General features: G+C 41.0%; 17 protein-coding genes. 13 read left to right on the top strand and 4 right to left on the bottom strand.

The window, feature by feature from the left end; genetic code table 11:
- The first annotated feature begins 11 nt into the window (after positions 1-11).
- From ACYRYG_RS05185 to ACYRYG_RS05220, 8 genes are all read left to right on the top strand, one after another.
- Positions 12-734, top strand: a complete 723-nt coding sequence (locus ACYRYG_RS05185) for a phosphoadenylyl-sulfate reductase (RefSeq protein WP_293415990.1) — start codon at positions 12-14, stop codon at positions 732-734.
- Positions 731-1615 carry a phosphate ABC transporter permease subunit PstC gene (gene pstC / locus ACYRYG_RS05190; RefSeq protein ID WP_293427106.1) on the top strand — a complete coding sequence of 295 codons (885 nt, stop codon included), beginning with the start codon at positions 731-733 and terminating at the stop codon, positions 1613-1615. Before ACYRYG_RS05185 ends, pstC begins: the two co-directional genes overlap by 4 nt.
- Before the next feature lie 49 nt (positions 1616-1664).
- Entirely contained in the window at positions 1665-2468 is an 804-nt protein-coding gene (locus ACYRYG_RS05195) for an ABC transporter permease subunit (protein ID WP_293415986.1), read from the top strand.
- 74 nt (positions 2469-2542) lie between these two features.
- The gene (locus ACYRYG_RS05200) at positions 2543-3184 is read left to right on the top strand and encodes a helix-turn-helix transcriptional regulator (RefSeq protein ID WP_293427103.1); all 642 of its coding nucleotides are present in this window, start codon (positions 2543-2545) and stop codon (positions 3182-3184) included.
- Between the two features lie 145 nt (positions 3185-3329).
- Positions 3330-4988, top strand: coding sequence for a hydroxylamine reductase (gene hcp, locus ACYRYG_RS05205; protein ID WP_293415982.1), 1659 nt, complete (start codon positions 3330-3332; stop codon positions 4986-4988).
- A gap of 197 nt (positions 4989-5185) precedes the next feature.
- Positions 5186-5821 (top strand): YiiX/YebB-like N1pC/P60 family cysteine hydrolase, encoded by a 636-nt coding sequence (locus ACYRYG_RS05210; RefSeq protein WP_460197790.1) that lies wholly within the window; start codon positions 5186-5188, stop codon positions 5819-5821.
- Between the two features lie 131 nt (positions 5822-5952).
- Complete coding sequence (locus ACYRYG_RS05215; RefSeq protein WP_460197791.1) at positions 5953-6330, top strand: desulfoferrodoxin; 378 nt, start codon at positions 5953-5955, stop codon at positions 6328-6330.
- Positions 6331-7072: 742 nt separating this feature from the next.
- Positions 7073-9517 (top strand): GumC family protein, encoded by a 2445-nt coding sequence (locus ACYRYG_RS05220; RefSeq protein ID WP_460197792.1) that lies wholly within the window; start codon positions 7073-7075, stop codon positions 9515-9517.
- Between the two features lie 192 nt (positions 9518-9709).
- Here the strand turns inward: ACYRYG_RS05220 and ACYRYG_RS05225 are convergent, their stop codons facing one another.
- Together ACYRYG_RS05225 and ACYRYG_RS05230 are read right to left on the bottom strand one after the other, a co-directional pair.
- Positions 9710-9880, bottom strand: coding sequence for a hypothetical protein (locus tag ACYRYG_RS05225; protein WP_293427094.1), 171 nt, complete (start codon positions 9878-9880; stop codon positions 9710-9712).
- Between the two features lie 90 nt (positions 9881-9970).
- Positions 9971-10165 carry a hypothetical protein gene (locus tag ACYRYG_RS05230; protein ID WP_293427091.1) on the bottom strand — a complete coding sequence of 65 codons (195 nt, stop codon included), beginning with the start codon at positions 10163-10165 and terminating at the stop codon, positions 9971-9973.
- 741 nt (positions 10166-10906) lie between these two features.
- On the opposite strand from ACYRYG_RS05230, the gene ACYRYG_RS05235 reads away from it, so the two are divergent.
- From ACYRYG_RS05235 to ACYRYG_RS05250, 4 genes are all read left to right on the top strand, one after another.
- A complete protein-coding gene (locus tag ACYRYG_RS05235) occupies positions 10907-14344 on the top strand; it encodes a SusC/RagA family TonB-linked outer membrane protein (RefSeq protein ID WP_460197793.1) in 3438 nt (1145 codons plus the stop codon).
- An 11-nt stretch (positions 14345-14355) separates the two neighbouring features.
- Positions 14356-16215, top strand: a complete 1860-nt coding sequence (locus ACYRYG_RS05240; protein WP_460197794.1) for a RagB/SusD family nutrient uptake outer membrane protein — start codon at positions 14356-14358, stop codon at positions 16213-16215.
- 34 nt (positions 16216-16249) lie between these two features.
- Complete coding sequence (locus tag ACYRYG_RS05245; protein ID WP_293424546.1) at positions 16250-17668, top strand: DUF4623 domain-containing protein; 1419 nt, start codon at positions 16250-16252, stop codon at positions 17666-17668.
- Positions 17669-17734: 66 nt separating this feature from the next.
- Positions 17735-19144 (top strand): glycoside hydrolase family 10 protein, encoded by a 1410-nt coding sequence (locus tag ACYRYG_RS05250; protein WP_460197795.1) that lies wholly within the window; start codon positions 17735-17737, stop codon positions 19142-19144.
- A gap of 338 nt (positions 19145-19482) precedes the next feature.
- Here the strand turns inward: ACYRYG_RS05250 and ACYRYG_RS05255 are convergent, their stop codons facing one another.
- Together ACYRYG_RS05255 and ACYRYG_RS05260 are read right to left on the bottom strand one after the other, a co-directional pair.
- Entirely contained in the window at positions 19483-19869 is a 387-nt protein-coding gene (locus tag ACYRYG_RS05255) for a DUF488 domain-containing protein (protein ID WP_293424874.1), read from the bottom strand.
- Between the two features lie 5 nt (positions 19870-19874).
- Positions 19875-20216 carry a cupin domain-containing protein gene (locus ACYRYG_RS05260; RefSeq protein ID WP_293424542.1) on the bottom strand — a complete coding sequence of 114 codons (342 nt, stop codon included), beginning with the start codon at positions 20214-20216 and terminating at the stop codon, positions 19875-19877.
- A gap of 233 nt (positions 20217-20449) precedes the next feature.
- Between ACYRYG_RS05260 and ACYRYG_RS05265 the strand changes: the two genes are divergently transcribed.
- Positions 20450-21118 carry a Crp/Fnr family transcriptional regulator gene (locus ACYRYG_RS05265; protein ID WP_460197796.1) on the top strand — a complete coding sequence of 223 codons (669 nt, stop codon included), beginning with the start codon at positions 20450-20452 and terminating at the stop codon, positions 21116-21118.
- The last annotated feature ends 11 nt before the right edge of the window (positions 21119-21129 follow it).

Consider the following 21129-nt stretch of genomic DNA (forward strand, 5'->3'; position numbering starts at 1 on the left):
TTACGGACGAAATGGAAATCACTCAGAATCAAATTGAGCAAATCAAAGTTCTCAATGAGAAGTTCAGCAAGACCTCGGCTGAAGAGGTCATCAGTTACTTCCTGCAAATTTTCCGGGGACGTATCGCCCTTTCTTCCAGCCTCAGCATCGAAGACCAGGCACTTACGGACATGATTGTCAAGGCTGACCCGGAAACCCGGATATTTACCTTGGATACAGGACGCCTTTTTCCGGAAACTTATCAACTCATTGATCGGACGAATCTGACATATAACATCAAGATCGAAGTTTTCTTCCCTGACTACCGGGAAGTGGAACGGATGATCCGTGAAGAAGGCATCAATCCCTTTTACAATTCCATAGAAAGCCGTCACCGTTGTTGCAGAATTCGCAAACTTGAACCTTTACACCGGGCCATGCAGGGGCTGGACGCATGGATCTGCGGACTCCGGCAGCAGCAGAGCACCACACGCAAGGGGATGCAATTAGTTGAATGGGATGACATCCATCACCTCATTAAGATAAATCCATTGATCAACTGGAGTGAAGAGGAAGTATGGACTTACATCAGGAAGCATCATGTACCCTATAACAAACTCCATGACAGGAACTATCCCAGCATCGGCTGTGAGCCTTGTACCCGGGCTGTCAAACCCGGAGAGGATATCCGCTCCGGACGCTGGTGGTGGGAAGACCCGGATCATCGGGAATGCGGATTACACCAAAGGCAATGAACTATAGAATCTTCAAAGACAAGGCAGCAGGAAAGGTGATGCTCATATTGACCATTTCTTCCCTGTTTTTTGTTATCGCCATGGGAGTCGGCCTGTATATCAAGTCAGCGCCGATTCTGCACCAGTATCATTTATGGGACCTTCTGACTGAAAGCAATTGGAAACCTATGGAAGGCAAATTCGGGTTTCTGCCCTTTTTAGCCGGAACATTCTGGTGCACGGCTCTGGCCATCGCCATCGCCTTGCCCATATCACTGTTCATGGCTATCTATCTGACAGAATACGCGCGGCCTGCCGTCCGAAAGTATTTCTATCCGCTGCTGGACATCCTGGCAGGCCTGCCCTCAGTTATCTATGGTGTCTGGGGGACTTTGCTTATCGTACCATGGGTGTCAAAAGTCATCGCACCGATGTTCACAAACTATAACAGTGGTTACACCGTACTGGCAGGTGGTATTGTGCTGAGCGTGATGATCCTGCCTTTGCTCATTTCCCTGTTTATGGAAATCTTCAGTAATGTTCCTAAAGACCTTCGGGAAGTATCGCTGTCACTGGGAGCCACGACCTGGCAGACCACAAAGTTTGTCGTCCTGAGAAAGGCTGCTCCGGGCATCATCGCCTCTATTGTCCTGGCACTGAGTCGTACTCTCGGGGAAACCATCGCTGTCCTCATGGTTTGTGGGAATCTGCCCATCGTACCCAGCAACCTGCTCGACGCCTGCTACCCGATTCCGGCTTTGATCGCCAATAACTACGGAGAAATGCTGTCCGTACCCATGTATGAAAGTGCACTCATGTTCGCTGCCTTTCTGTTGTTCTTCGTTATTGTGATTTTGAATCTGGGGTCTCGTATCGTTCTGAAAAAAATTAAAAACAAATGATGCTATGGTCAAAGGGAAATTCATAGAGGAAAAAATAGCGAAACTACTGATGTACTCATCTTTAGTCATCGTATTCTATTTTGTAGTAAGCGTGATATGGACCATTTTCAAGCGTGGCTTTCCGGTACTTTCCTGGAAGATGGTCAGCGAACTGCCAAGCGGGGGATTCTATATCGGCGGTAAAGGTGGGTTTCTCAATGCCATCGCAGGCAGTGTTTATATCGTAGGGGCTTCCACCATTTTAGGATTACTCATTGCATTGCCTATTGTGTTCTATCTGAACATATACCTGAAACCTGATAGCAAATTAGGTTATATTGCCAGACTGTCATTTGATACACTCTTCGGAATTCCGAGTATTGTCTATGGTGCATTTGCATTCTCACTGATGATCGTACTGGGTATGCGGGCCTCTCTGGCAGGAGGAATTCTGGTAGTTACCATGCTGATTGTGCCTATTCTGGTCAGGAGCATAGATGAAGTAGCCAAGAATATTCCTCAGGATATGCTGGAGGCTGCTTATACCCTGGGAGCTACCCGCCTCGAAACGATCAGTGTGGTGCTTCACCAGATTGCTCCTGCCATAGCCACAGCAACCCTGTTGAGCATCGGAAGAGCCATCGGTGATTGTGCCGGAGTAATGTTCACGGCAGGCTTTTCAGACAATATTCCGAAGAGTCTGGGCCAACAAGCCGCAACACTTCCTCTCAGTGTCTTTTTTCAACTCAGCGCGCCTCAACAGTCTGTACAAGACCGCGCATACGCTGCTGCTGTTGTCCTCACCCTCATCGTGCTGATCCTGAGCCTCGGTGGTCGCTTTATCATGAACCATTTCTCCAAAAACAAGGTATAAGATATTATTTCTATAATTTTCTTATTGTCAGGAAAGCGTACTTTTGTCGAGACAAACAGAAAGGAGACTTTTATATGGTAACATATCTTTTGGCAGATAATCAAGAACTTACTCGAATAGGATTGGAAGCGCTCATAGAAAGAGTTTCCCCGGGAAATATCATCCAGGTGGAAGACAAGTCCAGGCTCATTGAACTTCTCAAGAAAGATGCCCGTGTCATTATCCTGCTAGACTATACCTTATTTGACTTCAATGATGAAAATAGTCTTCTTATTGTCAGTGAGCGATTTCCACTGGCAGAATGGATACTAATAAGTGACGACCTGACAGACACTTTCCTGCGCCGTGTAATCTACTCTAACCATCAATTCAGTGTGGTCTTCAAGGATTCTCCTGTCAGCATTATCTGTGATGCTATCATATCGGCAACACAAAGAGGCAGGTATATCTGCCAGAGGGCCATGGAAATTCTGTTGGATCAACAGAAAAAGCAAGTGGATACGACTATTCTTACTTCTACGGAAATGGAAGTCCTCAAAGCGATTGCACAAGGAAAAACGACTAAAGAAATAGCTTCCGAGCGCTTCTGCTCCATCCATACCATCAACACTCACCGTAAAAATATATTCAGAAAACTTGGGGTAAATACAGCCCATGAGGCGGTAAAATACGCATTCCGGGCAGGTTTGGTAGATCCCAGCGAATTTTATATTTAGGATGGCGGAGGGAATAACCGGATAACATAGTGAGGGTCTAACTCATTTTTAACTTCTTTTATAGGGTCTGCGGGCACAATTGTGTCCGGCAATACGGTGCAGAGTAGAGTAACTTTGCAACATCAATGATTTAGAACTCAAAAATATGGAAAAGAAAATGTTTTGCTTTCAGTGCCAGGAAACGGCTTTCGGCACAGGTTGTACGTTCAGAGGAGTCTGCGGAAAACTCCCACAGACAGCCCGTTATCAGGATTTATTGATCTCAATAGTAAGAGGTGTAGGAACCATTTACCATGAGCTTCGGGCTTCTTCTATCAAACCGATTCCTGATGTCGAGACTTTCCTTTATGACGCTCTTTTTTCAACCATCACCAATGCTAATTTCGATGATGAGAGTATCCTGCGACGAGTAGATTCCGGTCTCCTGCTCAAGGCTAAATTGACTGAGCTGGCCCGAAAGAATCAGATAGTCTTGCCTGATTTCCACGAGGTAACCTGGGATGGAGAACGGGCTGACTATGAACACGAGGCAGAAAGAGAAACCGTTCTACGCAATACGGATCCGGATATCCGGTCCTTGAAAGAACTGATCACCTTGGGATTGAAGGGGATGTCTGCCTATGGAGAACATGCCGCCCGCTTAGATTTTCATAGTCAGGAAATCATAGATTTCATGGCTTCTGCCCTAGCTGTAGTTTCAAATCCGGAATCCACTAAGGAACAACTCCTGCAAACGGTTCTGGCTACCGGGCAACATGGTGTTAAGGTAATGGCCTTATTGGATCAGGCAAATACGAAAGCTTTCGGGAATCCTGAAATGACAAAAGTAAATATCGGTGTAGGCACAAAACCCGGCATCCTGATTTCCGGACATGATCTGAAAGATATCAAAGAGTTACTAGAGCAGACACAAGGTACGGGGATCGATGTCTATACACATAGTGAGATGCTGCCGGCGCACTACTATCCTGAACTGAAAAAATATAACCATCTCGTAGGCAACTATGGGAATGCATGGTGGAAACAGCGCCAGGAGTTTGAACATTTCAACGGCCCCATTATCTTTACGACCAACTGTATCGTTCCTCCTGCTCCAAAAGCAAGTTATAAAGACCGTGTCTTTACGACCAATGCCGCCGGATATCCGGGATGGAAACGGATTCCGGTGGATGCTCAAGGACACAAGGATTTTTCTGAAGTCATCGCCCTGGCTAAAAACTGTAAGGCCCCAGAAGAGATCGAACATGGTGAAATCATCGGTGGCTTTGCACATAACCAAGTCTTCGAGCTTGCTGACCAAATTGTAGATGCAGTCAAAACCGGGGCAATCAAGAGGTTTATTGTTATGAGTGGATGTGACGGAAGAATGAAGACTCGTGACTATTATAAGAATTTTGCTGATACCCTGCCGGAAGATACGGTCATTTTGACCTCCGGATGTGCGAAATACAGGTACAACAAACTGAACCTTGGTATGATCAACGGGATTCCGCGTGTTCTTGATGCGGGACAATGTAATGATTCCTATTCATGGGCAGTAGTCGCTATGAAATTGCAGGAGATCTTCAAGGCTAAGGATATCAATGATCTTCCTATCGTTTTCAATATTGCCTGGTATGAACAGAAAGCTGTCATCGTTCTCCTGGCATTGTTGAGCCTGGGAATCAAACACATCCATATCGGTCCATCCCTGCCTGCCTTCATCTCACCCAATGTATTGAAAGTACTTCAGGAACAGTTTGATCTTGGATCCATCTCAACTGTTGAAGAGGACATGAAAAAATTCCAATTGGTTGAATGCTGAAAAGGAAGGAAGGTTTCGTCTAAACGGTCGGAAAGGGCAGGTTCCAATTCATCAGGACTACCTTTTCCGACTGTCTTTATATTTTCTGAACGATAAAAAAGGAATTCCATTCTGAAACATTATTATCAAACTCTATCTTCCCCAAGAGTAAAAGTTCCTTGTTTTTTCTTATCTTTGCAGAAAATATAATCAGAAAGATGCATCAGTTGTATTATTCCATCCACAGGCTTGTTCTTTTTTTTATTTTTCTGACCCCAACAGTTGGGACACAAGCTGCTTTCAATCCCGATTCACTACGGGAAGGAGACCTGGTCTTCGTCTGTGAGAATAAAAATAATGCGATTACCAAAGTAACTTGTGGAATTCATGATGCAACCATTGACCACGTTGGCATTGTCATCTGGAAAGACAGACAATGGGAGGTGCTTGAAGCCATACATCGGGGAGTTGTCCTGACTTCTCTTGATCAGTTAATCAGCAGACACACCTTTTCGGGAACCAATTCTTCTATTCTGTATGGACGTGTGACCGGTGACGTTGATATCCCTGCATCCATCCGAAGAGCAATGTCTTATCTTGGCAGACCGTACGATTTCTATTTTATGCCGGATGATAAGGAAATCTACTGTAGCGAACTGGTGCAGAAAAGTTATGTGGATCATTTTGGTCATCTGGTATTCCAACCCATACCCATGTCCTTTCATGACCGGAAAGGCCATATATTGCATTATTGGAAAAAATATTACCAGCGAGGGGGAAAGACTGTTCCGGAAAGCAAGCCCGGAAGCAATCCCGGTGAATTGTCGAGAAATAACAGAGTAAGAATATTTTAATGTCAGACAATAGAATAGATTATAAAGAAATAGAAATTTAGCCAGTACATTTATATTTTTTATGAGAAAGTACTTGCTTTATTCTAAAATAATTGTTATCTTTGTTGGGTTTACATTAAGCAAATAACATTATGACAAAAGTGAAAGAAGTGTACAAATGTGCCGTATGTGGCAACATTGTGGAAGTAATTCATCCAGCAGAGGGCATACTCTATTGCTGTGGTCAGCCTATGGAATTGTTGAAAGAGAATTCAACAGACGCTGCTATAGAAAAGCACGTACCCGTAATCGAAAAGATTGAAGGCGGTTATCGTGTGAAAGTGGGATCAGTAGAGCATCCGATGACAGAAGCCCACTATATTCAATGGATTGAACTAGTAACGGACAACAAAGTCATGCGTAAGTACTTGACTCCGAAAGATAAACCGGCAGCTGAGTTCAAGACTGATGCCAAGGAGGTGTATGCACGTGCCTATTGCAACCTGCATGGCCTCTGGAAATCGAAATAACTCCCCAACAGGAATACTATAAAAAAAATGGAAATAACCGGTATTTTCGGTTATTTCCATTTTTTTATATTTAGAATCCACTTTAAAAAGTTCTGATTGACAAAGAAGTCATTCATAATGTTTGGAATAGTCTACAAAGGAACTGATCCCTTCAATCTCTTCATAGATATATGAAGTATAAAAGACGACATAATACATTAAAATCACTCTTTAAAGCAGACTCATCAATAAAAAGTGCTATCTTTGCAGTAAGATTTTTCTTTTACTAAGAGAAGTGAAAATATGAATACATTTATGCACGATTTTGGAACATGCGAAATAAAAATGTCCCATTACTTTTTATGAAGATCAACATAAGTACTTTTGTAAATGAGACGAATGAAAAAATGGCTGTTGAGCATCGGATATAGTTCTTGCTCACACCCAGCGACACATCGGAGAAAATTTTGTATTTTCAGGACATTGCGGTCAATCAAACACAGACCATCCAAAACATGCGGGATATCACACTTCAACCTAAAGACCAAACCTCCATTATCATCAGCAGCAAAAACCTTCAATTGGCTGCCCTGTTCAATTTGACCAGAGTACAGAGCCACATCGGTTCCACCAACGAGCAGTGATAATAATGATAAAAAATACGCATACACGGATGATACGAGGAACATCAACTCCCCTGTATGAGATACCTGTAAGTGCATGACTAAAGCAGAAACTGAGCTTTAAATAAGACAAATCAACCATGATAATAGCAGATCAGACAAATGATACAAGACAATATGATAATCCCATACACCTACAAGATCTCCTGGACATATTTCTTCCAAAATGGTACTGGTTCATCATATCATTAAGCATTACACTATTTATAGCTGCGCTCTATATACTGATGACTCCACCGCTCTACACAAGTACCGCTTCCATACTTATCAAAAATACCGATAGCAAAAGCGGAGGAGATACTGGCGGAGATGAATCAACCGGCATTCAAGACTTAGGAATATTCAAAAACAACACCAATATTAATAATGAACTGCTTACCCTTCAATCCCCTACATTAATGACGGAAGTCGTCAAACGATTAAACTTGAATGAGATTTATACTGTCAATGACGGATTACAAAAAAGGGAACTCTACCACGACACTCCAGTTATAGTAACATTTTTAAGACCAAGATATGGAAACACTATTTCCTTTACAATCAGGTCCAAAGGAAGGAATCAAGTCACACTGTCTGATTTCCCTGGAATTGATAAAGACAAGAAAATTACTGTAACACTCGGAATCCCGGTAAATACACCGGTCGGCACACTTACGCTCACAGCCTCACCCAATTATTCAGACACGTGGACAAATATACCGATCAAGTATGCCCAAATAGGACTCGAAAGTATAGCCGACAATTATACAAGTCGGCTGCAAGCTCGGTTGGATGATAAAAATGCCACTATTATAACACTTAGCATAAAGGATACTAGCAAAAAGAAATCCAAAGATATATTGAATGAACTTATTAAGGTCTATAATGAAAACTGGATATTAGACAAAAACCGGATGGCGGTCAGCACCTCACATTTCATAGACAACCGCCTGAGAGTGATTGAAAGGGAACTTAACAATGTAGACGCCAGCATCTCCAACTATAAGAGTATGCATTTGTTGCCCGATGTAGAAGATGTAGCCAGCCAATACCTAACCCAGAACTCTGAAAACCGAAAAATACTGCTGGACTTAAACAGCCAGCTATCTACCGCACAATATATCTACAAAGAATTAAAGAAACAGAATTACACCCAGCCCTTGCCTGCCAGTTTAGATATTAATGATACCGGACTGCAATATCTGGCCAACGAATACAACACCATCCTGTTGGCCCGAAACAAACTGCTATCCAGCAGCAGTGAAAGGAATCCTCTGGTACAGGAACAGACAAAATCACTGTATGCTATTCGGGCAAGCGTCATGAAATCAGTAGATAACATCATTGCATCCCTGTATATGCAGATTGACAACCTGAGCGCACAGGAATCAAACACAGAAAATCAACTCTCCAGCAATCCGAAACAGGCCAGGTATTTACTCTCGGTGGAACGTCAGCAAAAGGTAAAGGAAAAACTCTATCTCTATCTGTTACAAAAACGCGAAGAAAACCAACTGAGCCAAACTTTTACGGCCTATAATACCCGCATTATTACGGCACCACGGGGAAGCGAATCCCCTACCTCTCCCCGCAAATCCTGTATTTTTCTGATTGCTTTCACCGTAGGTCTGCTTGTGCCAGCTATATTCCTTTTCATTAAAGAAAATAACAACACTCATATTAGAGGCCGTAAAGACCTCGAAAGTCTAACTATTCCATTTATCGGCGAAATTCCACTGGTCCACGAGGGGAAGCGAAAGAAATACCTTAAGTCCCTATCCGGCAGAAAAACAAACATGACTCATAGAAGACAACTGTTAGTAGTAAAAGAAAAGAACAAGAATCTTATCAATGAAGCCTTTCGTGTAGTACGTACTAATCTGGAATTCATGGCAGGATCGGACAATCCACATAAGGTCATCATATCTACTTCCGCCAACCCGGCTAGCGGCAAGACATTCATCACAATTAACCTTGCCGTAAGCTTGGCTATCAAAAGCAAGAAAATCCTTGTCATTGATCTTGATCTGCGCCAAGCTGCACTGAGCAATTATATCGATCATCCCAGAACCGGAATATCCAATTATCTAGGTGGCCTGACTACAGAAGTGAAGGATATTATCATCCATAGCAAAGAATATCCCACTCTTGACATCATTCCTGTAGGAATCATTCCTCCTAACCCAACGGAACTGCTATTCAGCAAACGTTTGGAAGATCTGATTGCTAAGCTGAAAAATGAATACGACTATGTCTTCATCGACTGTCCTCCCATTGGAATCGTGGCAGACACCAGCATTATCGGAAAATGGGCAGACATAACCCTGTTCATCATTCGTGCAGAACTAATAGAACGCGACATGCTGCCGGCAACTGAAGAACTTTATACAAAGAAGAAACTAAATAACATGGCTGTCCTGCTCAATGGTACCACAGCCGCTTATGGCGGCCGTCACGGCTATCATTACTACGGTTATCGCTATGGATATAACTACGGTTATGGATTTTATAACTATAATTCATACGAGCAGAAAACAAAACGATAAAAATAAGTCAAAAACATAATCAGAGAGTTATATATGCTTTTATTTGATTCCGCCAACAGGTATATGAATTTCATTTTTCCTTTTTCTCAGGAAACACGTATTTTATTACACCGTTAATCATATACCCCCACGACTAAGGCAATGGAACTGATATCAGTATAGGTTAACTCAAAAGGATTATAGGCAGAATCATCAGATACAATAAGAATCACCCGACCTGAATACAGGAAGCATAGAAGAACCTTTTACCGTAAAAAGGAAATCAGCACCCTCTAATGCCGGTATGACATACCGTTCACATTTTGATCCCTTGACAGCCTGATGTAAAGCAAGGGCACCGGCCATCACATTCAAAGGGATCAAAGGAATACTTTTTTGTAATAACCTTCAGGAGAAAGAGGCTCAGATAAGAAGCCCTCTTTTCCGGAAAGATTTTTTAGAGGAACCGTTTTATTAGCCTTTTTTTTCGATCATATCCCCTTTTCCTGTAAATAACCAAGAAGGAGAAAGATCCGAATACACACTTAGAATATTTTCTAACTTTTCACTTTCTGTTGCACCCTTGCTTTTCAGCGACTTTCTAAAAGAAGCATTAGACATACCGATACCTTTTTCGAAAGCAGAGATGGATATACTCTTGTAAGCCACATATTATTTTATGTGCTCTAACACCATAATGCGCTGTATTAAATAACGTTAAATAGTATATATTCTGGGAAATGATTTGCTTATTAATAGAATATTTTCTATATTTGCAATTGGTAATTGTTTTAAACGTTATGAAAAAAACAGAATCATCAATGGAAAGGAGGTGAAACATTCATAAAAACTGATTTCAGGTTCCATATCGTGTTGTTGCCGGAAAGCAAAAGTAAACGACTATCCAAACTTAAGATAGTAAAAAAGAAGTGCCATTGGCGGGATGCATCCAGGAAAGATCTCTATTCAGTAAATAGGGGGAGAGAGGATAACTTTTTACCTAAAAAATTAATTTAATAACATTCTAAATCATCACTACGAAAAGTGCATCTAAGTAAAATCAATACGTCAATTTAATTGAAAATATCATTTTAAAGAAAAATGCTTATGGAGAAGTTTTGAATTTATGAAAGGGTAAAATTACAATTTAAGTAATTTGATATTTTTTAAGTTTGAATTTTAAAGGATTTTTCATGGCAATCCCGTCAATTATTCTTTGAGACAGGAACTCTACAAGTTGAGAGTAAATCTATTTCCGTTGTTTATTGGATGACCATTTTGCCTATAGCTGACAAAGATAGTCGATTCAATTCGTCACGGAGCTATTTTAGCTCTAAACATCTATACTTTAACAAAGTAAAAAGTTTAGGACATCTCTATTATATCTAATCTAATTCTAAAAAAAAGTTTATGAAGATTTTATGGTTAAAAGGAGATTCTTTACAGAGAAAAAAAGTTCTAATAACTATTTTTATTCTGTGCATATTTACTCTATCGAGTTTTGCACAAAGTACGATAACTGGTATAGTAAAAGACATTTCAGGGGATCCACTTCCAGGTGTAACAATTTCTGTTAAGGAATTACCTAAAATTGGAACAGTTACTAATATAGATGGTCAGTATAGCATTACCATTCCTGACCAATCTGTACTTATCTTCTCTTATATAGGAATGAAATCACAAGAAATACATGTAAGAGACAAAAAAGTTATAAATGTCATTCTAAAAAATGACAATAAACTGTTGAATGAGGTAGTAGTCGTGGGATATGGAACACAGAAAAAAGCTAATCTAACAGGCGCCGTGTCTTCGGTAGATGTAGACAAGACGTTGGGAAGCAGACCTATTGCTGATATTGGTCGTGGGCTCCAAGGAACTGTACCTGGAGTAAATATCGTGATTCCTACTGGTGAAATAGGTTCAGATCCACTAATTAAAATCAGGGGGCAGCTGGGATCTATTTCAGGAGACAACAAGCCACTTATTTTATTGGATAACGTGGAAATCCCCAGCATACAGATGGTGAATCCCAATGATGTGCAATCAATATCGGTGTTAAAAGATGCAGCTTCATCTTCTATTTATGGATCAAAAGCAGCATTTGGCGTTATTCTGATTACGACAAAGTCGGGAGCACAAAGTGATAAGTTCGAAGTTACTTATTCGGATAATTTTTCATGGCAAAATCCAGCGAAAGATATTAAAATGGGGGCAATTGACGCATTACAGTATACCTTGGATTCACAAATAAACCGTGGTGGAGTCATGCCAGCCGGAGGTTTTTGGAGAATTAATCAAGAAAGTCTTGAAAAAGCAATAGAATGGCAAAAACTTTATGGAAAGACTATAAAATGGAATGATCCTGTAAAATATGGTCGCGACTGGACCTTTGACGGGATTGACAAATATGGCTATCGTACGTATGACGCTGTCAAAGCCATGATCAGAAATTGGGCTCCAGATAGGACTCATAATCTTTCTATCAACGGTAAATCTGGAAAAACGTGGTATAATGTCGGTTTGGGTTATCTGAACCAGAGTGGGATGTCAAGGACAGCCGAACATGATGATTTTAACCGTTACAATGCCTCGATTAACCTCACCTCTGAGATCAACAAGTATTTGACCATACGGGCCAGTTCCTTGTATTCCGACAGGAATAAACGATATCCAGGAGTAGGCACTACTTCGGCTGACCCCTGGCTGTATCTATACAGATGGAGTTCACTGTTCCCCATAGGAGTAACAGAAAATGGACACCCTCTGAGGGAGCCGGCCTATGAAATGGGGGCATCCAATACTGATAATCTTGAAAATAAATATTATAATATCAGTATAGGAGCTACTTTGAATCTGACTCCTGATTGGAATGTAGTATTTGATTATACATACGACCACCAGATGACAGACCAGAATTCTTCAGTTGTCCAATATACTGCAGGGCAGACATGGTATTCACCGGTATTATGGTTGGATGATGATGGCAATCAAGTATATGTGAATTCGGTGACCGGAGATGTAACTGACACGGGAGGTATAGCAGCCTACACCTTTCCGGTTCAGTCTTATTATTCAAATAATACCATAAATTATGTACAGAATTATAATCTGACTTCAGACAACAACACATTCAATGCTTATTCAACCTACAAATTGAAAATGGGGAGTGAAATGCAACATGCATTCAAGTTTATGATCGGTCTGAACTGTGTGACCAATAAATGGCGTTCTTACACAGGTAAGAAAACCAATTTAATCGATCAGGACAATCCCCAATTTCCTTTGGCTTCCGGTGATCAGTTCATTAGCGGAAACCGTAATTGGGAATCACAACTTGGTTTTTTCGGACGTATTAATTATGCTTATTGTGACCGCTATCTTTTTGAAGCTAATTTACGACGTGATGGTTCTTCTAAATTTCCGACGAATCTAAGATGGAGATGGTTCCCATCATTTTCTGCAGGTTGGGTCTTTACTGAAGAAAAATTCATGGAACCGCTCAGTGCCGTGTTGAGCTTTGGAAAAATCAGAGCTTCCTGGGGCAGCATAGGAGACCAGTCTGTATCGAATACGCTGTATAAATCAGTATTGTCCTATTCGCAGACAAGCTGGTTAGGAGGATCAGGTACACAAACCATTTCTTTCGGAACACCTACGCTAATAGACAAGAATATCGGCTGGCAACGTATTGAAACGCTTGATTTTGGAATTGACATGCGTTTTTTAAACAATCAGCTTGGACTTACTTTCGATTGGTTCCAACGATATACGAAAGATATGATTATTCCAGGTGAAAGTCTTCCCGTAACACTGGGTACAGATGCCCCAGAAGGGAACTATGGAAATCTGAGAACACGTGGATGGGAACTGGCCATAGATTTTAATCATCGTTTTGATAATGGCTTAGGTATTAACGCCATGTTCTCTCTTTCTGACGCCACCACATATATCACGAAAGGTGCTGACTGGCAGACGCCATGGGCTGACCGGTACCTGAGCAATGGCTATTCCACAGGTCGACGTTACGGAGATATTTACGGTTATGTTACTGACAGATTATTTCAAAAATCAGATTTTATTTATGGGTCAGATGGACAGATTGTAAAAACAACTGTAATTTACAAGGGAACTGCACATACAACGAATAAGCAGAGTTCTGCTTATCCGGTATATCAGGTTGAATTCGAAGACGGCAACAAGTTGATTTTCGCACCCGGCGATGTAAAGTTCGTGGACCTTAACGGAGACGGTTATATTTCTTCTGGTTCCGGAACGAACGGCGATCCAGGTGATCGCAAAGTAATCGGAAATTCCACACCACGTTATGAATACAGTCTGAGACTAGGATGCGATTATAAGGAATTTGATTTATCTGTCTTCTTACAGGGAATCGGCAAACGTAAAATATGGGGAAGCGGTCAGCTCGCCATACCGGGATATTATGCCAAGGAAGGAGCCATTCCCGAAACTTTTGCTTCCGATTATTGGACTGAGGATCGAACAGATGCTTTTTATCCTCGCGCCTGGGACCTTGGGGGAAGTAATACGGGATTTGGAATGCAAGTTCAAAGCAAATATTTGCTGAATATGGCCTACTTAAGGGTCAAGAATATTACGCTGGGGTATACATTGCCGAAAAAAGTCCTATCGAAAGCTTTCATCCAAAAGGCACGTGTATATCTCTCGCTGGAAAATTTCTTTACCTTTGATAAATTGAGGGGCTTACCAATTGATCCTGAAGCTATTTCGGGATATTCCATGTTCTCTTCCAATTATAATTTGGGACGGACTGGTACAGGAACACCTTCTTTTAAATCTTTATCATTCGGACTTCAACTTACATTTTAATCTATCGCCGTATGAAAATGAAAACAATATATATGCTGTGTTTATCAGCACTGGTATTTACAAGTTGTAACGACATCTTGGACCGGCCTTCTCAAACAACTTCTGAAGATGACACTTACTGGACAAATGAAGATAAGGTAAGACTATATGCCAATGATTTTTATACCTATTTTTTCCCTGGATATGGACTTCAGTATGAGACCACTTATGCGCCTAATGCCAATTATACATTTAATGATGATGCGGTTAGGTTATCTTCGCAGAGTCAGTTTACTCGTGCCGTGCCAACTTCAAAAGGCAGTACATCTTTAGGGATGACATGGCAAAGTGAATTTACTGGCCCTACGTGGAATTTTGCATGGATTAGGAAAGCCAATATCATGATTGATCGCCTGAAAGAGAGAATGAAAGGAATTCTTTCTGTAGAGGCTTATAACCATTGGACGGGAATTGGACGATTCTTCAGGGCACTTGAATACGCCCGACTGGTAAATGTATTCGGGAATGTCCCTTATTATGATAAAGAGGTATCGAATACGGATCTGGATGAACTTTATAAAGACCGTACCCCCCGAGATGAAGTCATGGATTCAGTATACAATGACTTTAAGTACGCAATGACCAATGTGAGGATTGACGATGGTGCTCAGAATGTAAATCGATATGTTATAGCTTCATTTGTATCACGCTGGGCTCTGTTTGAAGGAAGTTGGCAAAAATATTATTATAAGAACAATGCTCGTGCTATCAAATTCTTCCAATTGGCTGTTGACGCTGCCCAATTAGTGATGAACAGTGGTAAGTATGATATTGTGACCGATTTCAGAACTTTATTTGGTTCCACGGATCTTTCAAGCAGCAAGGATTGCATCCTATATCGTAAATACGATGCATCCAAAGGAATAACACATTCCATCGCATCAACATGTAATTTATATTCTCCAACTGATATAGGACCTAATTTGGATTTAATCAAATCATTTATCTGTGCAGATGGAAAGGACTGGCAAACGTCGTCTGAGCCCAATGCCAATGATTTTACACTGTCAAACCTTATTAAAACCCGTGACTCGCGTTTTGAAGCTATGTTCTGGAACCAGCCAACACCTAAAGCTAAAAGTTGTTATTTATATGTGACTAAGTTCATACCGCGTTCAGCACTTAATTATATCCAAGCTGGAGATGCTCCGGCGGCTGAATTTCAAGGAGAGAAAAATGTAACGGGATATCCGGTAATGCGTTATGCCGAAGTGCTCTTAAACTGGATAGAAGCTAAGGCTGAACTTGCAGATTTGGGAGGGACTTCTGTCACTCAAGCCGATATCGATGCTTCGATCAACAAAATCCGCAACCGTCCTTTGGCCTCGGAAGCGATTGCCGAAGGCGTTACGAAAACCGCTCCGATGAAACTTACAGATTTGCCTGATGATCCGTCGCGTGATAAAACAGTTCCTCCTTTGTTGTGGGAAATACGGCGTGAGAGAAGAATGGAATTTGCTTTTGAATTTTCACGTATTGTGGATTTGAGAAGATGGAAGAAATTGGATTATATGGATACTGACAAACATCCGGATCTGCTGACAGGTACTTGGGTAAATTTCCAAAAAGATGCACCTGACCAACTAAAGTCTGCTAATATCGGAAAGTTACGCATTTTAGACAAAAGTGGTAATTCAATCGTTTATGATGGAACAAATGCCTCCAAAATGAATGGATTTTTCTATTCGACAGATGTTCAGGGTCGTCTTCCGTTCCTGAATATACCTAATGTAAATCCTTATTTGTCTCCTGTAGGTACCACAGAGATTGAAAATTACAAGAGTAAAGGATACACATTGACTCAAACAGAAGGTTGGCCTTCCTCTAATTAATTGAAATATAAACAGTAATTAAAGTATAAATCGTATGCAGAACCGATTGAAATATTATATGGGGATATTGCTTGTGACCACAAGTATCGCAGTGGTTTCATGCAGTGACGACTATCCTAAAAGCAAGGAAGAACCTTATGCAACGGATTTATTGTCAGTCAAAATTACGAATGCCGGAGCTGATGGAAAGACTGTTGTAGACGGAACAGTGGATGAAGACAACAAGATGGTTTCCTTTCCTCGCCTGGATACGCTTACCAATTTCTTAGCATTAAATGTGGATGCAAAGGTTTCTGAGGGAGCACAACTATCACAGTCTGTGTTTGACTTCTCTATGGCACCTGATGAGTCGTCAAAGACTCTATTGTTGAGAGTTACCAATCATACAAGGTATAAAGATTATTTTATAAAGGTGCGTAAGAATATTCCTGTATTCGGAGCTGATTTTGAAAATCCAATAGTCTATAATTTCTCAGGAGACAGCATTTATTCTACATTCAAGTCTTTGTTGACAAGAGGAGCGGCATTTGACGGAAAACAGGTGTTGATTGTAACCCGTGAAAACACAGGACCTCATGTGTTGAAAGTCTCTGATCTGGAGAAGGGTATAATTTCTCCTGTAAGACTAGACTTGACCGGAGTATCAGGAGGAACTTTTGCCTACAATGAAGGGGCCTTGTGTGGTGGACATATTTATATAGCTTCACTTGCCGGTTCGCAGGCATCACCTTTGAAAATTTATTATTGGGATACCCCTATATCTGTACCACAAACAATTGCAAATATCGATCTGGCTTCCATTTCAGGAACCGGTTCACGATATGGCGACAATATGTCCGTAGATCTTGATCCTGCGGGTAACGGTTATATTTATTTTGGTGACAACGCTTCCAAAACGATTCTCAGATTGAAAGTTTCCGGATATAAAACCGTAGACAGCCCGACCGTACTTGGATCGAGCAGTGAAGCAACAGCTTTTATGAATATCAACCTTGTGCCGGAATCGGGACAATATGTATGGAGCGGTGTACGTACGCCTATCATGCTTACTGATGAAATGGGAAACATAAAATATTCTATGCAAAAAGACCATATTGCAGCTGAAGCGATAGATCCACGAATCTTTACCTTTAACAAGGAACGTTACCTAATTGTCTGTACAGCAGGGCTGGGCAGTGCCTCAACTGCTACACCAACAGTATATGTCTATAACATTACCAAAGGATCTACTGTGCAGGAAGCTATGGAGACCTTTGACAATGCAACCAATCATAATCCAGATTATTCTTTTGCGCTAGGAGGTATGGGAAATTCTGCTCCATCTGCCCAAACTGGATATTACGTGGAAAAAGATGAGGCTGGGAATGATTCAATACTTTATATTTTCGGTGCTCGTGCAGATTCAGGGTTCATGATTTCTAAATTTCCGATTAAACAACAAACGGACAACTGATAAGGAGTGGATATGAACATCAAGAAAAAAACAGATTGCAAATATATCGTACTACTTCTAATATTTATGGCTTTCATAGCTGCATGTAGCGACCACAATCATCCTACAGACATTTTAGAGAATTTGCCCATTCTACCTGAAAAGGAGTTGAGAGGGATATGGATGACTACGGCATGGGGGCTGGATTGGCCTATGGGAAATTACGATGAAAAGGTTCAGAAAAAATTGTATACTGATTATCTTGATTTGTGTGAATCTTGTCATATCAATGCCATATTTTTTCAAGTAAGGAGCATGGCCGACGCTTTTTATGATTCACGGTATGAATCTTGGAGTAAGACAATTACCGGAGTGACGGGGCAGAAACCATCCTATGACGTATTGAACTTTTTGATTGATGAGGCTCATAAACGAGGAATACAATTCCACGCGTGGATTAATCCTTACCGGATAGCTACCAGAGCAGATAAATCACAATCTTTCTCTGAGTTGGATGCTAAGATTCCACAGATGTGGGTGAAAGATTATGATAAGGTGAGAATTTATAATCCTGCTCTTCCGGAAGTATGGCAACGAATTTCGGATATTGTAAAAGAACTTCTTTCACACTATGATGTGGATGGCATTCATTTTGACGATTATTTCTATCCTTCGCTTTCTTCATCGGAGAGTATGAAGGATGATGCCGAATACGCCCAGTATGGAAAAGGGACATTCGGAAGTATCGAAGACTTCAGACGGCACAATGTGGATACAGTTGTTCAGAAGGTGCAGCAAGTGATCAGGGACGTAAAACCTTGGGTGGTTTTTTCGATAAGCCCGGCAGCTGACAACACTTACAATTATAATACCATATATGCTGATGTATTGAAATGGTCTCAGAATGGGTGGACGGATGTGATTATCCCCCAATTGTATTTTTCTACCGGAACAGATGATTCGAGTTTTAACCAACTCCTCTATTGGTGGTCTCAGTTTACATACAAGAATACTTTGATGGTAGGATATGGGATTTATAAATTCGGAGATTCGACTCAGGGAGAACAGTTCCAGTCTTCAGATGACTTAAAGAAACAGTTTGCCTATGCGACTTCCATGAAAAAAGTGAAAGGCGGATTATTGTACAGTGCTAAGTATTTGACTGAGAATAAAGTGGGAATTACGGATGTAATCAAGGATGAATACAAAAATCCGGCACTTCCTCCTTGTGTAATTTCCTCTATGGCAAATAATAAACCTGAAGTTCCTTCTGGAGTATTGGCCAGTAAAGGAGAACTTTCTTGGACAGGCACAGGCCAGGAAGAAGTAAAATATGCTGTATATAAAAGCAATGGACCTGGAAAAACAGCAACATTGCTTGGCACAACTTCCGGAACCTCTTATCCATTATCAGAAAAAGGAACATATTTTGTTACTTCTGTAAATCGGTATAATGTAGAAAGTGATTTGTCGAAGTTAACCCGTTGGGGGAATTAATTTTTAAGAAAAAACATGCTTAAAAAGTTGCACATATCGCTAATATTCATCAAACTTAGGATATCTCATCTTTAAGTGTATATAATTACCAGACTATGGTAACATGCGTACCAGACTGTGGTAATTAGTTTACCAGACTGTGGTAATGATATTACCAGACTTTGGTAATGAGCATACCATGATGTATACTGGAATTAGTTGACAGCTTTAGTTGTTAAATTACCATTTAGTTGACAATATAATTTGTTAACCTCAAATTAGGTTGTCAACCAGGCTTTGGTACTTTTAATTTGTTAAAACGGTGTAAACCTTTTCTGTATTAAGTCAAAAATGACATATCAGTCTTTACCAGCTGACTCAGACTTTAATTGTTCTTTTAACCAGTACTGAAGGACTATCGCATGATTATACACTTCGTCTTTGGCACCGTAAAGTAAAGTTACGGGAGATTTTTTTAGCAAATCTCTGCATTTGATAACGAAAGCATGTGCCTCGGCATTCTGGTCGAGTTCTGCCGTATAATCTTGCGTAAATTTCGGAAACCTCTCCGGCTGATGACCGAACCATTGCCTCAGGCTTGAAGTCGGAGCTATATTTTTATTCCATTCATCAAGACAGGTTCTGGTCTTCGCCATACCTCTTGGCCAGAGACGGTCAACGAGGACACGATAGCCGTCCCCCGGCTCTACAGGGGTATAAATGCGTTTAATCAAAATCGGATGGATCGGCATTATGATTTATCCCCTTCCTGATTCCGGATCATCGTCAATTCCATCTTAAAACGTTCAGGAGCATTCACAGCATGCAATGCTCCGGCCGGAATAACAAAACTTTCCCCTTTCCTGAGGATATTCTTCTGACCATTTACCGTCAGTTCCATCTTCCCGTCAATCACACTAATCAAAGCATCGTATGGTGCCTGATGAGGGCTCAGGCCCTGCCCTGCATCGAATGAGAACAGAGTCACTGAACCAAAATCAGTATGAACCAGTTCTTTGCTGACCACTCCACCGTCTGCATAGATAATGCTTTCATTCATATTGAATACTTTTCCTTTTTCAAACTTCACCATATCTGTTTCCTCCAAAATGATTTTTTCTCACTAAATAAACTCAACACCCTTCGTATGCTTTTTTTAAGAGAAGGCTTCTCCTCCTCTTATTTTACAAAGGTAATATAATGAAGATTAAACCACAAGTCACTTTTGTGCCCTTATCAAGTTAATCTCTGTTAAAGTTTCTCTCTCCTTTCCATTAAGATACATGAATCAAAGATTTGAAATTCCTTTTTATCTATCTTTGCAATATGGAAGAAAAGATCAGAACGGCTCTCATGTCCTGCCCTTTATTTGCACAAATGGATGGGAAAGAGATTGAGTCTGTAATGGAAAACGTAAATTACAAGACCGTTGAATTCTCAAAAGGAGAAATCATCGCTTTAGCCGGTATCCCCTGCCGATATGCAGACATCGTTGTAGGAGGCTCTCTCATTTGCAGCATGGCCTCGTTGAGTGGCAAACAACTAGAGGTAAGTCGTCTGTCTCGGGGGAATATGATTGCTCCGGCCTATCTTTTTTCCCAAGACCATGCAATGCCGGTCAGCGTGGAAACTGATACCAAAGCAGAGATCCTTCGAATGTCAAAAGAGAGTTTCAGAACCTTGGCAGACAGTAACCGTCAAGTGCGCATGAACTTCATCCGCCTGCTCTCTGATCTCAATGTATTCCTTACAGGAAAGATCAAGATCCTGAGTCTTTATACCGTTCGAGAAAAAGTAGCTTATCTCATCCGCAAGATTGCCGACGAACAAGACAGTAATCTCATTCACCTGGACCGAAGCCGGCAGGAAATTGCCAAAAGCTTCGGCATCCAGAAATTCTCATTGCTCCGTGTCCTTTCCCACTTCGAACAGGAAGGTGCAATCAAAATAGATGGCAAGGACATACAAATCATCAATTCGAAACTGATCCGATAATATCCTTAAGG

It is taken from the genome of Segatella asaccharophila, from assembly GCF_054687055.1.